We start from the raw sequence: 13,904 nt of genomic DNA, 5'->3' as shown, positions 1-13,904 counted from the left end.
CGGCCTTAGCGCGGCGGTGTGCGTAAACCGCTCACCGCATGGTGGATCAGGCCAAGCGCATGATCGATCTCGTGTTCGGTCGTAAAGCGCCCAAAACTAAAGCGCAGCGATGAGTGGGCGAGTTCTCGCGGGATACCGGTGCCCAGTAATACATAAGAGGGCTCGACGCTTGCAGAGTTGCAGGCCGAGCCGGTGGATATCGCCAGATCGCGCAGCGCCATCAAAAGCGGCTCACCGTCCACGCCTTCGAACGCCACGTTGACGATGTTGGGCACGGCGTGCTCGCTTGCCGCGTTGACGTGCACGCCGCCCAGCCCTTCAAGGCCTTTCAAAAACCGTGCGTTCAGGCGCGCGATGTTGACCTGGTCGGCCTCGCCGACCTCGCGCATCAATGCAAAAGCTTCGCCCATACCGGCAATCTGATGGGTGGGCAGCGTGCCCGAGCGCATGCCGCGCTCGTGTCCACCGCCGTGGATAAGCGCTTCGACACGAATATCCGGGTGGCGTTTCACGTAAAGCGCGCCTATCCCTTTCGGCCCATACGTTTTATGCGCGGAAAGCGACATCAGGTCGACTTCCTGGGCGGCGGCGTCGAGCGTAATACGCCCCACCGCCTGGGCGGCATCGGTGTGAAACGCCGCGCCGAATTCGTGGGCCGTTTTGGCAAGTGCGGCGATGTCGTTGACCGCGCCCAGCTCGTTGTTCACCGCCATTAGCGAGACCAGGGTGGTGTCGTCGCGAAGCGCCGCTTTGAGCTGTTCTGGCGTGGTGCGGCCATCGCTCCCCGGGGTGATCCAGGTGACCTCGAAGCCCTCGAACTCCAGGGCCCTAGCGGTATCGATCACCGCCTTGTGCTCGATGGTCGAGGTCACCAGGTGCATGCCGCGCTCGCGGTTGGCGCGCATGAAACCGGTCAGCGCCAGGTTGTCGGCTTCCGTTGCGCCGCTGGTCCAGACGATTTCCCTAGGGTCTGCGCCAATCGTATCCGCTACCTGGCGGCGCGCCTGCTCGACGGCCTGCTCGGCCTGCCAGCCCAGCATATGGCTGCGCGAGGCCGGGTTGGCGAAGAGCTGATCCACCGTCAAGTAGCGCTGCATGACAGCGGCCACGCGTTCATCCACCGGTGTGGTGGCGGCGTAGTCCAGATAAATGGGAAGCGAGGGGGTGGAAGTCGTCGTCATGGGTTCCAGCGGCGTTTTAAATCATTGGGAAGAGGCGAGGATGCTCGCATCGACGCGGTGGCGCTGACGGGTCGCCGTTTGTAAGACGTCCGGGCGCTTGGCGAGCTGGCCCAGGGTGACGTCATCAAGAAACTGGCGAATCTGACCGGAGAGCTCGCACCATAAGTAGTGGGTCAGGCAGATGTCACCCTGCTGGCAATCCGACATGCCCTGACAGCGCGTGGCATCGACGCTTTCGTTCACCGCGTCGATCACCTGGGCGACGCTGATATCGTCGAGTTCGCGGACCAGCAGATAGCCGCCGCCGGGGCCGCGCACGCTTTTGACGAGCCCCGCCCGTCGTAGCCGTGCAAAAAGCTGCTCCAGGTACGAAAGCGAAATCTCCTGACGCTTTGAAATATCGTTCAGACACGTGGGGCCTTGCTCGGCGTGAAGCGCCAAATCGAGCATCGCCGTCACGGCGTAACGGCCTTTGGTGGTCAAACGCATAGGAAATCCCGGTGCCAACCTTGGGCGCACTGACAAAAATAGAGGACCATTATGGGAAATCCCGAGTACTTTGGTCAACTATTATGGTCAGCGACTTTCCGGGTGCCTATTGGGTGGGGGGAGTCAGGCTAGCGCTGGGTGTCGTCCGTCTTTGATGCGGGCGTCGGCGTCGTGGGTCCGGGCTCGAGGCCTTCGCAGCCGGTTTCGTGTTCGTCCAACACGCCGGCAAAATCCTCATCTTTGAGCTCGGGCAGGCGGCCTTCGCGGTAGCTAGCGTCGAGCTTGCCAAGGGTTGCGCACATGCGCTCCATGCGTCCGTCGACGGCGTGCATGTGATCGAGTATTGCCTGTATGGAGCGCGCCACCGGGTCGGGCATGTCCTGGCTCACGCCGTAGGCGTCGAAGCCGAATTTCTGGCACATGGCCTCGCGCCGGGCCGGGTCGACCTCGGGCGTGGCGTCCACGTCCGGGTCCGGGCGCTGAACGACCTTACCGGGAATCCCCACGACGGTCGCCCCAGCGGGCACTTCCTTGGTGACCACCGCATTGGAGCCTACTTTCGCCCCGGCGCCTACGGTGAACGGCCCCAAAATCTTTGCCCCGGCACCGACGATGACGCCGTCGCCTAGCGTCGGGTGGCGTTTGCCCTTGTTCCAGCTGGTGCCGCCCAAGGTCACGCCCTGGTAGAGGGTCACGTTGTCGCCGACCAGCGCGGTTTCACCGATCACCACGCCCATGCCGTGGTCGATGAAAAAGCGCCGCCCGATGGTCGCACCTGGGTGGATCTCGATGCCCGTTAACGCCCGGCCAAAGGTAGAAATCGTGCGCGCCAGCCACTTGAGGTTTTTCTTCCAGAGCCAGTGAGCGCCGCGGTGAAGCAGCAGCGCGTGAAGGCCCGGGTAGTTGGTGAGTACCTCGAGGAAGTTGCGCGCCGCCGGGTCGCGGTCGAACACGCTATTAATATCTTCACGCAAACGTTCAAACATGGGGGGTCCTTCGTTCAGGCAACAGCGCATTTTTCGTTAGGCCAGGGCGCCGGGCGCACGCGAGAGTCGCGCCCTGGGCTCCGGCCTTTGAGTTCGTGGCGTCAGTTTAGCGCGCCTTTTCGCCCGCCGCTTTTTCCGTGGCGGTGAGCACGCCGCGCAGAATGTTCATCTCGAATTTTTCGACCCGCGCGCGCAGGTAAAGCCGCCTTAACCTGGCCATGAGCTGGCGGGGCTTTTCCGGGTCGTGAAAATCGATGGTGATCAGCGTGCGCTCCAGGTGCTCGAAGTAGCGCTCGAGTTCCTCATGAGTGGCCAGCGTATCGTCGCTTTCGACCGGTGATGCCTCCTGGTCCGCAAGCCAGGCCACGCGGCACTCGTAGCTAATCACCTGCACGGCGGCGGCCAAATTCAGCGAGCTAAAGTCCGCATTGGTGGGGATATGCACGTGGGCGTGGCAGCGCTGAAGCTCTGAGTTGGTCAGGCCGCTGTCCTCGCGGCCAAATACCAGCGCTACCTGGGCGTTGTCCGCCCGGCACTCGGTGGAAAGCGTATCGCCCAGCTCGCGCGGCGAGAGCATTGGCCAGGGGAGGGTGCGCGAGCGGGCGCTAGCGCCGACGGCCAACGTGCAGTCCGCGACCGCCTCTTCGAGGGTGCCCACCACCTGGGCGCTGTGCAGCAGATGGTCCGCCCCCGAGGCGCGGGAGATACTGTCCTGGGTGATGACCTCGCAGCGCGGCGCGACCAGGCGGAGGTCTTTAAGTCCCATATTGTGCATGGCGCGGGCAACGGCGCCGATATTGCCGGGGTGACTGGTGCCAATAAGAACAATGCGGATGCGCTCAAGCATGAAAGGGCTCGGTAGTGACGTTAAACGCGCAGTTTATCATGAGTCGATAGCAAGCCCGAGGGGGCTCTGTTAGAATTGCGCGCCAAAGGCACGTTCACCTTTTCTGTGCCGCCGTTCTTTAACATCACTGTGCAAGGTTTGATCATGAATCCGATGGTCCAGTTTACGCTGCGCGCTGCGCGTAGCGCCGTTGAACAATTTTTACGCGTTCGCGAGCGTATCGAAAACGCTCATGAGGAGTCCAACCTCGAGCGGCTTTTGGAAGACACCGCGCGCAAGGCGGAAGCCACCGTGGTCCACCAGCTCCAGCGCGGCTACCCGCAGCACGGCGTAAGCGGCCGCTATACCCCGCACAAGGCGGGCGAAGGCGACGGCGCCGACATCGTCTGGAACATCGAACCGCTTCACGGCTACTCCAACTTGTCCGTGGCGGGTAAAGGCTTTGCACTTTCCGTGGTGTGTCTTAAAAAAGGCCGCCCGGAGCACGCAGTGGTGATTTCCCCCTTCGGCGATGACGAGTACATCGCCAGCCGCGGAAGCGGCGCCCAGCACAACGACAAGCGTATGCGCGTCAGCAAACCGACCGCGCTTCCCGGTACCCGCATGGCGATGAGCCTGCCGCCTTCCTGGCTGCGCGATACTCACCTTCCCGCTTATCTGAGCGTGGCCCAGCACGTGGCCCCGCAAACCGACACGCTGATTGCCACCGGTAGCGGCCTGCTGGATATCTGCGAGCTTGCCTGCGGTCGTGTGGATAGTCTCTTTGTGCTCGGTCTCGAAGAGCAGGATCTGCACGTCGGCTCGTTGCTGCTAAAAGAAGCGGGTGCCTTGACCGGTACGCTTCAAGGCCAGCCCTCGATCAAGCCCGAAGGCCAGCTAATGGCCGCCGGCCCGCGCCTCTACAAGGCGTTGATCAAGCAGCTGGCGCCGCATGTTTGAGATCCTGGTTCGAAACCTTTTTGCGTGAGTGGCGGGGAGAAGGGTGTAGGTGACTTGGCAGGGACTCGGCAAGATGCTGCTACGCGGGTTACGCTAGCCCGGATGCTATAAAAAGGGCCGGCCTCAGGAGGCCGGCCCTTTTGTTCAATGTGTGCGCACCTTTAATGACTTGGTTTTTAACGACTTGGTTTTTAATGGCTAAGTTTTTAACGACTTGGTTTTTAACGACTTGGTTTTTAATAACTAAGCCTTTAAAGCCTTGCCCTCCTGAACAACGGCGTGCTCTTCATTCGTGGCCCGGTTCACCAATTCCCGGGCGTGCCGGGTGGCATCCTGGATCTCGTTGGAAAGCTTTCGCACTTCGCTGGCCACCACGGCAAAGCCGCGACCGCTCTGCCCGGCTCGGGCCGCCTCGATGGTGGCATTGAGCGACAGGATATTGGTCTGGTCGGCAATACGCTGGATAGTCGAAACGATCTCATCGACGCTCTCGATGGTGCGCTCTAGCCGCGCCTGCTGGGTCTTTTGCGCTTCCTGCAGTTCATGCTGTTCGTGCTGTACATGAATATCCACCAGCGCGCCGACTACCCGCAGGGGGCGCCCTTGGTCGTCCCGGCGGGTCTGACCGCGGCCGCGAAACCAGCGGTACTCGCCGTTTTTGCATTTCAGCCGAAAAGGCAGGTCGTAGGGCGTACGGCCGCTGTAGTCGTTTAGGTGGTCGGCAAAGGCCTGAAGCGCGCCCTCCTTGTCCTCGGGGTGCAGCCGTCCTGACCAGCTCTCCAGTACATCCGGAAACTCCTCGACGGTTTCAAAGCCCAGCAGGCGGCGAAACTGGGGTGACCACCAGAAGGGGTTGCGGGGGTTGACGGGGTCCCCGGCAATGACTTCCATATCCCACAACCCGTCACTGAGCAGTTCTCGCGACAGTTCGAACCGGGTCACCACCTTGTCGAGTTCGGCTTCTCGTAGCACCTGTTCGTGAATATCGCGCAGGGAGCCGGCCACTATGAGCGGCGAGCCATCGTCGTTGCGCAGCGTGTCACCCTGGGCATTGAACCAGCGGTACTCGCCATTGCGGTGCGCGATCCGGTACTCGATGTCAAAGGGTGTGCGCCCGGTCGTGTCCAGCAGGTGCGCCCCAAAGGCCTCGAGTACCCACTCCTTGTCCTCGGGGTGCAGCCGATCCGACCAGCTACCCAGCACGTCGGGAAAATCGGTGGTGTCGCGAAAGCCCAGTAGCCGGCGCACCTGCTGCGAAAACCGCAAATTGTTGTTCGGGTTCGACGTATCGCCATCGTACACCCGCATGTCCCAGACGCCGTCTCGGGTAACGTCGCAAATCAGCTCGAAGCGCTGCTGAAGCTCTGCCAGCGCCTCTTCGGCTACAGGGTCGCTTGCTGGGGTCGCTTGGTTCAGAAGTTCATCAAGCCGCTGGGCGACTGGTCGCAAGCGGCGCGCTTGGCGTTCGTTGTCGAAAGAGGGCGTTTCCCCGCGCTCGATCTGCGTCAGTAAGCGAGAGACGGCCTCTTGGTCCCTATGAGTGGTTAACCACTTCATCTAATTCTCCAGAATGTTCGCCTGGGGGAAGGCGGATAGGGGGAAGTTGGTGATTTTTGTAGATCTTCAAACGTGTATCGACGTTTATTTTGATTCCTTTAGGGACCCGGCATTGAAAAAGCCCCTACGGTTTTTCAACCATAGGGGCTCGTTCAAGAAGCACCGCGTTCTTGCCTATAGCGCTATTAAGGCAGCTCTTCTTCCTCTTCGTCGATCACTTTCTTCGTCGGGATCAAATCTTCCCGCGAGAGTTTCAGCGGCAGCAGCAGCGCCCCGGAAATGTAGATCGAGGAGAACGTACCCACCACGATGCCGATGAGCAGCGCCACGGCGAAGTTCTGGATCATGTCGCCGCCCAGAATCAGCAGTGCCAACAGTACCAGCACCGTGGTACCGGAGGTGGCGAGCGTGCGTGACAGCGTGGCGTTGATCGCTTCATTGAAGATCTGCGGCATGTCGTCGATCTGCGAGGTGCGGATCGCCTCGCGGATGCGATCGTAAACCACGATGGTGTCATTGAGCGAGTAGCCGATGACCGCCAGAATCGCCGCTAGCACGGTCAGGTTAAAGTCGAGTTGGAACAGCGCGAACATGCCGACCACGATGATGACGTCGTGCACCAAGGCCAGCAGCGCACCGATGGCGAACTTGTACTGAAAGCGCAGGGCGACGTAGAGCATGACCACGCCAAGCGCTACCATCAGGCCCATCCCGCTTTGATCGCGCAGCTGATCGCCCACCTGGGCGCCGACGAACTCGGCGCGAATCAGGTTAACGCTGTCGCCGCTTTCGCGTAAAAGGCCGACCACTTCGGTACCGACGTCCGGGTCGAACGCCTGCTGTAGGCGAATCAGCACCTCGGTGGAGGCACCGAAGGTTTGTACCGACACATCCTGGAAGCCGTTGCTTTCCAGTAGTTGGCGCACGGCATCCAACGACGGCGCTGCGCCGTAGCGCACTTCGATCAGCGTGCCGCCGGTGAAATCCAGCCCCAGGTTCAGGTTGAAAACGGCGATGGCGATGATCGAGACGACCAGCATGATGGCGGAGGCGATAAACGCTAACTTCCGCCGACCCATGAAGTCGATTTGCAGGTGTGATAGGGGTTTCATGACCACCTCTTGAAGTCGGGGCGAAGCGCAGGGATCCGGAACATGGTGATTAGATCCATAGCTTTTTGACGGGTTTGCTGCCGTAGGTCAGGTTGACCATGGCGCGCGTCACCATCAGCGCGGTGAACATCGACGTCAAAATGCCGATTGAGAGCGTTACGGCAAAGCCTTTCACCGGACCGGTGCCGATCGAGAACAGAATCACCGCCACCAATAGCGTGGTGATGTTGGCATCGACGATCGAGGTAAAGGCGCGCTCGTAGCCGGCGTGAATCGCCTGGGGAATCGACAGCCCGTTTCTAAGCTCTTCGCGGATGCGCTCGAAGATCAACACGTTGGCGTCCACCGCCATCCCCAGGGTCAGTACGATACCCGCAATGCCGGGAAGCGTAAGCGTGGCGCCCAGCATCGACATCACCGCGACCAGCATGGTCAGGTTCAAACCCAGTGCAACGGTCGCGAATACGCCGAACACCTTGTAGCGGGCCAGCATGAACAGCACCACCAACAGCAGGCCGATCTGTACCGATAGCAGGCCGCGCTCGATGTTCTCGGCGCCCAGGCTTGGCCCAATGGTACGCTCTTGCGCAAAGTAGATGGGCGCGGCCAGCGAGCCGGAGCGCAGCAGCAGCGCAAGCTCGGCGGCTTCGGTGGGGGAGTCCAGCCCGGTGATGCGGAAGCTATTGCCCAGCGCGCTCTGGATGGTGGCCAGACTGATCAGGCCGCGCTCCACGTAGGGCTCGCGCTCGATGGTCTCTTCGCCGGTGTCCGGGTCGGTGACCACGGTGTCTTCGCTTTTGTGCTCGATGAACAGCACCGCCATGTTGCGCCCGATATTGGTGCGCGTGGCGCGGTTCATGAGCGTACCGCCGGTGCCGTCCAGGTTGATGTTGACCTGGGGGCGGCCGTTTTCATCGAAGCTGTTGCTCGCGCTCGAAACGCTGTCGCCGGTGATGATCACATCGCGCATCAGCTCTGCCGAGCGCCCCGGCTGGTTACGAAACACGTGGGTTTCGGTTTCCATGTCCGGGGTGTCGTTGCGCGCTTCCAGGCGAAACTCCAGGTTCGCCGTCGCACCCACGATGCGCTTGGCGGCCACGGTATCCTGAATGCCGGGCAGTTCGACCACGATCTGACTCGGCCCCTGGCGCTGCACCATGGGCTCCGCTACGCCCAGCTCGTCCACCCGGTTGCGCAGGGTGGTCAGGTTCTGGTTGACCGCGTAGTCCTGGATCTCGCTGACGGTCTGGTCGCTCATCGACATCACCAGTGTCGAAGAGCGGCCGCTGCCTTCACTTGCGTAGTCAAAGTCGGGGAATTCGCGGCTGATCAGGCGTCTTGCGGCGTCCCGGTCATCCGAGCTTGCAAAGTCCAGCGAGAGCGACTGGCCGTCGATCTCGGTATTGCGGTAGCGAATACGCTCATCGCGCAGAAGCTCGCGCATGGCGCTGGCGTTGACTTCCAGGCGCTGGGTAATGGCCGCGTCCATGTCCACTTCCAGCAAAAAGTGCACGCCGCCACGCAAATCCAGACCCAGGGTCATGGGCGAGGCGGAAAACGCCTGCAGCCAGCCGGGCGTCGCGTCGGCCAGGTTCAGCGCCACGGTCGCGTCGGGCCCGAGTACCTCAGACGCTACATCCCGGGCGTTGAGCTGGTCGTCGTCGCTTTGCAAACGAATCAGCCACTGGCCGTTTTGCAGTTCGGTGCCGGTCACGTCGATGTCGTTATCGGCCAGCGCCTGCTGGATGCGCGAAATCTCGCGCTCGTCGAGGGTATCGCCTTGGGCGCTGCTTACCTGAATGGCGGGGTCGGCGGGAAATAAATTGGGAAGCGAGTAGATAAGGCCAACGATCAAGACGACCAGTATCAGTAGATACTTCCACAGGGGGTAACGGTTGAGCATGTAAGCCCTGCCTTCAATGACATACGGAATTGCCGTACGCGGTCGAACCGCGTACGGCAACGTTTACCATCATCGACCATGTCACCCGTGCCGGGGTGGCTGGCACGTTCGGCAGGGTGGGGCAATGATTAGATGGACTTGATAGTACCTTTGGGCAGCACCGCGGCCACGGCATTTTTCTGCACGTTCACTTCGGTGCCTTCGGACACTTCCAGGGTGAGAAACTCATCCGACACCTTGGTCACACGGCCCACCAGGCCGCCGCCGATGACGACTTCATCGCCCTTGTCCAGGCTGGTCACCAGCTGCTTGTGCTGCTTGGCACGCTTGGCCTGGGGACGCCATAGCAGGAAGTAGAAAATCAGTACGAAACCGACCAACATGACGATTTGGGCGATCCCGCCGCCGCCGCCGACGGCTCCTTCGGCATGGGCCGGGGAGATAAAGAAATCCAGCATCGAGCGAACTCCTGGGTTAGACGTTAATGGGTGAAGCGGTTAAACCACGCGCCAAAGCGCGTGGCGATCAATTCGCAAGCGGTGGCACGGGCAGGCCGCGCTGGGCATAAAACCCTTCCACAAAGGCGGTCAATGTACCCGCTTCGATTGCCGCGCGCAAATCCGCCATGACGCGCTGATAGAACCGCAGGTTGTGGATCGTATTGAGCATCGAACCCAGCATTTCGTTGCAACGATCCAGGTGGTGCAGATAGGCGCGCGAGAAGTTTTTACACGTATAGCAATCGCACTCGTCATCGAGGGGGCGCGTGTCATGACGGTGCGTGGCATTGCGAATCTTGACCGTCCCCGTGGAGACGAAAAGATGGCCATTACGCGCGTTGCGGGTCGGCATTACGCAGTCGAACATATCCACACCGCGGCGCACGCCTTCTACCAAATCCTCGGGCTTACCCACGCCCATCAAGTAGCGGGGGGTGTCGTCCGGCATCCAGGTGGGCAGGTAGTCCAGCACCTTGATCATCTCTTCCTTGGGCTCGCCGACGGAAAGCCCACCGATCGCCAGGCCATCGAAGCCGATCTCCAAAAGGCCCTTCAACGAGCGCTCGCGAAGATCGGGGTGCATACCGCCCTGGATGATACCAAAAAGCGCCGAAGGCGAATCGCCGTGCGCATCCCGGGAGCGCTGGGCCCAGCGAAGCGACAGCTCCATGGACTTCTCGGCTTCATCAAAAGTGGCCGGGTAGGGCGTGCACTCGTCAAAAATCATCACCACGTCCGAGCCCAGCGAGCGCTGCACGGCCATCGACTCTTCCGGGCCCATGAAGACCTTGCTGCCATCCACCGGCGAGCGAAAGTGCACCCCCTGCTCGGTGATCTTGCGGGTCTCGCCCAGTGAAAAGACCTGGAAGCCGCCGGAGTCGGTGAGAATCGGCTTATCCCATTGGGCGAAATCGTGCAGGTCGCCGTGGCCTTCGATCACTTCCGTGCCCGGGCGCAGCCATAGGTGGAAGGTGTTGCCCAGGATGATCTCCGCACCGATCTCCTTGACCGCTTCCGGCGTCATGCCTTTCACGGTGCCGTAGGTGCCGACCGGCATGAACGCCGGGGTTTCGACCGTGCCGCGGGGAAAGTGCAGGCGTCCGCGCCGAGCGCGGCCATCTTCCGCCAGTCGCTCGAAGCGCATAAAGCATTCGTTTCGCATTGTCGTACTCGTCAATAATCGTCGGTGAAGCGCTAATAAAAGAAGGCGTGCTCAGCGGGTCAGCAGCATGGCGTCGCCGTAGCTGAAAAAGGCGTAGCGCTCGTCCACCGCTGCCTGGTAGGCGTGCAGGGTGTTGGCGTACCCCACAAACGCGGAGACCAGCATCAAAAGCGTCGATTCCGGCAGGTGGAAGTTGGTGATCAGCGCATCCACGCAGCGCCACTCGTAACCCGGGTAGATGAAGATATCGGTTTCGCCGCTGTAAGGGGCGATCTGGCCATCGTCGCTTTTCTGGCAAGCGCTTTCCAGGCAGCGAACGCTGGTGGTGCCCACGGCGATGACCCGGTTGCCCGCTGCGCGGGTGTCGCGCACTTTCTGGCAGGTCGCCTCGGACACCTCGATCCACTCGCTGTGCATGTGGTGCTCGAGGATGTTGTCCACCCGCACCGGCTGGAAAGTGCCCGCGCCCACGTGCAGCGTGACGAAGGCGCTGTCCACGCCTTTTTCGGCCAGCGCGTCCAATAGCGGCTGATCAAAATGCAGCCCCGCCGTGGGGGCGGCCACCGCGCCTTCGCGGCGGGCGTACACGGTCTGGTAGCGCTCGCGATCACTTAGCTCGTCTTCGCGCGTGATATAGGGCGGCAGCGGCATGTGGCCGTGGCGCTCCAGAAGCGCGATCATCGGCGTCTCGCCCAAAAAGCGCAGCTCGAACAGCGCATCATGGCGGGCTTCCACCACGGCGTGAATGTCGCCCTCGAAGATCAGCTCGGTTCCAGGCTTCGGTGACTTGCTCGAGCGCAGATGGGCAAGCCCCCGGTGGCTATCCAGCGGGCGCTCTAAAAGCATTTCCACCTTGCCGCCGCTGGCCTTGTGGCCATGCAGGCGGGCAGGGATCACGCGGGTGTCGTTGAAGACCAGTAGATCGCCCGGCGCCAAAAGCTCGGTCAGCTCCGTGAACTGGCGATGCGCGAGCGCGCCGTTTTCGGCATCGACGCACAGCAAACGGCAGTCGCTTCGCTGCTCGGAGGGGTAGCGAGCAATCAGCTCATCGGGTAGCTCGAAATGGAAGTCCGCGCGCTGCATGGGCAAGCTCTTTTCAGTGATCAAACAGGCGCCATAGGATAGCGCTTTCGCATCATAAAGTCAGTCGATGTGATTGACCTGGCGGCGATTCTCCGTATAATGCCCAGCCATTGCCGGTGTGGCGGAATTGGTAGACGCAGCGGATTCAAAATCCGCCGCTGTAAAAGGCGTGCCAGTTCGAGTCTGGCCACCGGTACCATCTTTTGAGGGCCTGACGTTTTTCGTCAGGCTCTTTTTTATGCCCTGAACTTACAGCCTTTACGCAACCCACGCGTCGGCCACCGCGGCGCGCGTGTCCCACGCCATCCACCGTTTCATGTACTATCCCAACGTCGCTTTTCATAGCGCCTGCGACGTTTTCAATAGATGCCGAAATGAAAAAAGCGGCCACCTGAGGGTGGCCGCTTTTTTTGGGGTAGTTAACTCAGTTCAGGAATAGGCCTGAGTTGGCGGGAGTGGGAGCTTCGTGAGGGTCTTTTTTCAATTTGAATATACTCACTGCCTTAACCAGCCTGTTTGCCTGACTATCCAGACTGTCTGCCGCCGTCGTCGCCTCTTCTACAAGCGAAGCGTTCTGCTGAGTCACCGCATCGAGCTGCACAATGGCATCACTGATCTGACGAATACCTGTGGTCTGCTCGGTAGCCGCCGCGCTAATCTCGTTCATCATGCTGGTCACGTTTTGAACGTGTGCCACGATATCCTGCATGGTCACCCCGGCTTCGTTAACCAGCTTCCCGCCCGATTCGACTTTCGTGACGCTATCGGTGATTAACGTTCTAATTTCCTGGGCGGACGAGGCACTGCGCTGCGCCAGGCTTCTGACTTCACTGGCGACTACCGCAAAGCCTCGCCCTTGTTCCCCGGCACGAGCGGCTTCGACCGATGCGTTCAGAGCCAGAATGTTGGTTTGGAAGGCAATTTCATCGATGACGCCAATAATGTCGGAAATCTTGCGCGAGGAGGCCTGTATTTCATTCATCATGGTCTCGACACGCCCGACCACTTCGCCACCCTGAGTGGCGACATGGCTGGCGCCTATGGCCAACCTGACGGCCTCTTTAGCCGTCTCTTCCGTGCTGCTCACAACGCTGGAAATTTCATCCATCGCCGCGGCAGTCTGCTGCAAGTTGCTCGCCTGCTCTTCGGTACGCTGAGAGAGATCCGTATTGCCCGAGGCGATCTGGCTGGAACCGGTCGCCACGTTTTCACTACTGCTACGAACCGTGCTCACCACATCGCTCAACGAACGCTGCATGACCGCCAGAGAGGCCATCAGACTGTTCGCCCGGGTGTTTCGTGCAGTGAAGTCTTCGGACAAGTCACCCTTTGCTACCTGGTCTACCAGCGTTCTTACCTCGGCCGGTTCAGCGCCAAGCTGTCCGATGATGGCGCGGTAGCCCCACCAAAGCATCAAAGCGACCGTGACGCTAAGTAGCGCCGACAACACAAGCATCGCACTTGACCAGAAATCTCGCGACGCTTCGGCCGCCACGATGGCGTTATCGGTGCGCGTATCGAGCATGGCATAGAATTGATCGATGGGCTCCATGATATGAGCGGCGTTCGTGTTGTACTCATCGTCGAACATCAATTCGATGGCTTGCCGCTGTGCCGTTTGGCTGGCCACGCCGTCCAGGGAATTGGCTTGTTCGGTCAACTCCATGGCACGTGTTTCCATGAGTACGAGATCCTGGGAGCGCTGTTGAGATTCGGCGAGTAGCGCAAGCTCCTCATCGGTAAAGCCCTGTTGGCGCATGAGGTTGAGCAACGCCGCCGGTTCTTCGAAGCCACCGGGCGGGGTGATACCGGCACCACGAAGTTCCCAATAAATTCGATTGTAGTGCGCGGGGCGGGGCGCCTCTCCATTAGCGATATCAATAATTTCCCGATACTGGTTTGCCCATTTTTCTTCACCGGTCACCACATAACTTCTGGCAAGCCTTGTCAGCATGAGAGAGTTCAGACGTAATTCGCTGGCTAGCAGATAGGATGCATAGCGGTCATGATTCGCCGCATCGACTTTCAAACTTTGCTGTTTGGTCATGTAAGACGCCAACAAGACGAGCAGCGATACCATGGCGACGACCGCAAAAAGCGCGAGAAACACGGTTCTGACCGAAACTGCCTTTTCGATTTTCATTT

12 protein-coding genes and 1 tRNA gene are annotated in these 13,904 nt (G+C 60.5%); 2 read left to right on the top strand and 11 right to left on the bottom strand.

Annotation, left to right across the window (positions count from 1 at the left end; genetic code table 11):
* Positions 1-5: 5 nt before the first annotated feature.
* From ACWFVE_RS13175 to trmJ, 4 genes are all read right to left on the bottom strand, one after another.
* Positions 6-1,181: an aminotransferase class V-fold PLP-dependent enzyme gene (locus ACWFVE_RS13175; protein ID WP_447529720.1), complete on the bottom strand. Its 1,176-nt coding sequence runs from the start codon at positions 1,179-1,181 to the stop codon at positions 6-8.
* A 21-nt stretch (positions 1,182-1,202) separates the two neighbouring features.
* Positions 1,203-1,670 carry a Fe-S cluster assembly transcriptional regulator IscR gene (gene iscR / locus ACWFVE_RS13170; protein WP_447529719.1) on the bottom strand — a complete coding sequence of 156 codons (468 nt, stop codon included), beginning with the start codon at positions 1,668-1,670 and terminating at the stop codon, positions 1,203-1,205.
* A 128-nt stretch (positions 1,671-1,798) separates the two neighbouring features.
* Positions 1,799-2,656 carry a serine O-acetyltransferase gene (gene cysE / locus ACWFVE_RS13165; protein ID WP_447529718.1) on the bottom strand — a complete coding sequence of 286 codons (858 nt, stop codon included), beginning with the start codon at positions 2,654-2,656 and terminating at the stop codon, positions 1,799-1,801.
* A gap of 106 nt (positions 2,657-2,762) precedes the next feature.
* Positions 2,763-3,503 carry a tRNA (cytosine(32)/uridine(32)-2'-O)-methyltransferase TrmJ gene (gene trmJ, locus ACWFVE_RS13160; protein WP_447529717.1) on the bottom strand — a complete coding sequence of 247 codons (741 nt, stop codon included), beginning with the start codon at positions 3,501-3,503 and terminating at the stop codon, positions 2,763-2,765.
* Between the two features lie 144 nt (positions 3,504-3,647).
* Between trmJ and ACWFVE_RS13155 the strand changes: the two genes are divergently transcribed.
* On the top strand, positions 3,648-4,442 hold the full coding sequence (locus tag ACWFVE_RS13155; protein WP_447529716.1) for an inositol monophosphatase family protein: 795 nt from the start codon (positions 3,648-3,650) through the stop codon (positions 4,440-4,442).
* Between the two features lie 243 nt (positions 4,443-4,685).
* Here ACWFVE_RS13155 and ACWFVE_RS13150 read toward each other — a convergent pair whose 3' ends face one another.
* From ACWFVE_RS13150 to queA, 6 genes are all read right to left on the bottom strand, one after another.
* Positions 4,686-5,999: a PAS domain-containing protein gene (locus tag ACWFVE_RS13150; protein ID WP_447529715.1), complete on the bottom strand. Its 1,314-nt coding sequence runs from the start codon at positions 5,997-5,999 to the stop codon at positions 4,686-4,688.
* A 185-nt stretch (positions 6,000-6,184) separates the two neighbouring features.
* Positions 6,185-7,111 carry a protein translocase subunit SecF gene (gene secF, locus ACWFVE_RS13145; protein WP_447529714.1) on the bottom strand — a complete coding sequence of 309 codons (927 nt, stop codon included), beginning with the start codon at positions 7,109-7,111 and terminating at the stop codon, positions 6,185-6,187.
* 49 nt (positions 7,112-7,160) lie between these two features.
* On the bottom strand, positions 7,161-9,014 hold the full coding sequence (gene secD / locus ACWFVE_RS13140) for a protein translocase subunit SecD (RefSeq protein ID WP_447529713.1): 1,854 nt from the start codon (positions 9,012-9,014) through the stop codon (positions 7,161-7,163).
* Positions 9,015-9,142: 128 nt separating this feature from the next.
* Entirely contained in the window at positions 9,143-9,472 is a 330-nt protein-coding gene (yajC, locus tag ACWFVE_RS13135) for a preprotein translocase subunit YajC (RefSeq protein ID WP_447529712.1), read from the bottom strand.
* Positions 9,473-9,539: 67 nt separating this feature from the next.
* Positions 9,540-10,658 (bottom strand): tRNA guanosine(34) transglycosylase Tgt, encoded by a 1,119-nt coding sequence (gene tgt, locus ACWFVE_RS13130; RefSeq protein WP_447529711.1) that lies wholly within the window; start codon positions 10,656-10,658, stop codon positions 9,540-9,542.
* A 69-nt stretch (positions 10,659-10,727) separates the two neighbouring features.
* A complete protein-coding gene (gene queA, locus ACWFVE_RS13125; RefSeq protein ID WP_447529710.1) occupies positions 10,728-11,759 on the bottom strand; it encodes a tRNA preQ1(34) S-adenosylmethionine ribosyltransferase-isomerase QueA in 1,032 nt (343 codons plus the stop codon).
* Between the two features lie 112 nt (positions 11,760-11,871).
* On the opposite strand from queA, the gene ACWFVE_RS13120 reads away from it, so the two are divergent.
* Positions 11,872-11,958 (top strand) — tRNA-Leu (locus ACWFVE_RS13120).
* Between the two features lie 225 nt (positions 11,959-12,183).
* Here ACWFVE_RS13120 and ACWFVE_RS13115 read toward each other — a convergent pair.
* Positions 12,184-13,902, bottom strand: a complete 1,719-nt coding sequence (locus tag ACWFVE_RS13115) for a methyl-accepting chemotaxis protein (RefSeq protein WP_447529709.1) — start codon at positions 13,900-13,902, stop codon at positions 12,184-12,186.
* Positions 13,903-13,904: the final 2 nt, after the last annotated feature.

This window comes from Vreelandella mediterranea, from assembly GCF_970647075.1.
The sequence above is the reverse complement of the archived record's forward strand: the minus strand, read 5'-3'. Positions and strand labels throughout refer to the sequence as shown.

What these genes read in the sequence shown, in the direction of transcription:
- ACWFVE_RS13175 (WP_447529720.1), bottom strand. Translation starts at nt 1,181, where the DNA reads ATGACGACGACTTCCACCCCCTCGCTTCCCATTTATCTGGACTACGCC.
- iscR (WP_447529719.1), bottom strand. Translation starts at nt 1,670, where the DNA reads ATGCGTTTGACCACCAAAGGCCGTTACGCCGTGACGGCGATGCTCGAT.
- cysE (WP_447529718.1), bottom strand. Translation starts at nt 2,656, where the DNA reads ATGTTTGAACGTTTGCGTGAAGATATTAATAGCGTGTTCGACCGCGAC.
- trmJ (WP_447529717.1), bottom strand. Translation starts at nt 3,503, where the DNA reads ATGCTTGAGCGCATCCGCATTGTTCTTATTGGCACCAGTCACCCCGGC.
- ACWFVE_RS13155 (WP_447529716.1), top strand. Translation starts at nt 3,648, where the DNA reads ATGAATCCGATGGTCCAGTTTACGCTGCGCGCTGCGCGTAGCGCCGTT.
- ACWFVE_RS13150 (WP_447529715.1), bottom strand. Translation starts at nt 5,999, where the DNA reads ATGAAGTGGTTAACCACTCATAGGGACCAAGAGGCCGTCTCTCGCTTA.
- secF (WP_447529714.1), bottom strand. Translation starts at nt 7,111, where the DNA reads ATGAAACCCCTATCACACCTGCAAATCGACTTCATGGGTCGGCGGAAG.
- secD (WP_447529713.1), bottom strand. Translation starts at nt 9,014, where the DNA reads ATGCTCAACCGTTACCCCCTGTGGAAGTATCTACTGATACTGGTCGTC.
- yajC (WP_447529712.1), bottom strand. Translation starts at nt 9,472, where the DNA reads ATGCTGGATTTCTTTATCTCCCCGGCCCATGCCGAAGGAGCCGTCGGC.
- tgt (WP_447529711.1), bottom strand. Translation starts at nt 10,658, where the DNA reads ATGCGCTTCGAGCGACTGGCGGAAGATGGCCGCGCTCGGCGCGGACGC.
- queA (WP_447529710.1), bottom strand. Translation starts at nt 11,759, where the DNA reads ATGCAGCGCGCGGACTTCCATTTCGAGCTACCCGATGAGCTGATTGCT.
- ACWFVE_RS13115 (WP_447529709.1), bottom strand. Translation starts at nt 13,902, where the DNA reads ATGAAAATCGAAAAGGCAGTTTCGGTCAGAACCGTGTTTCTCGCGCTT.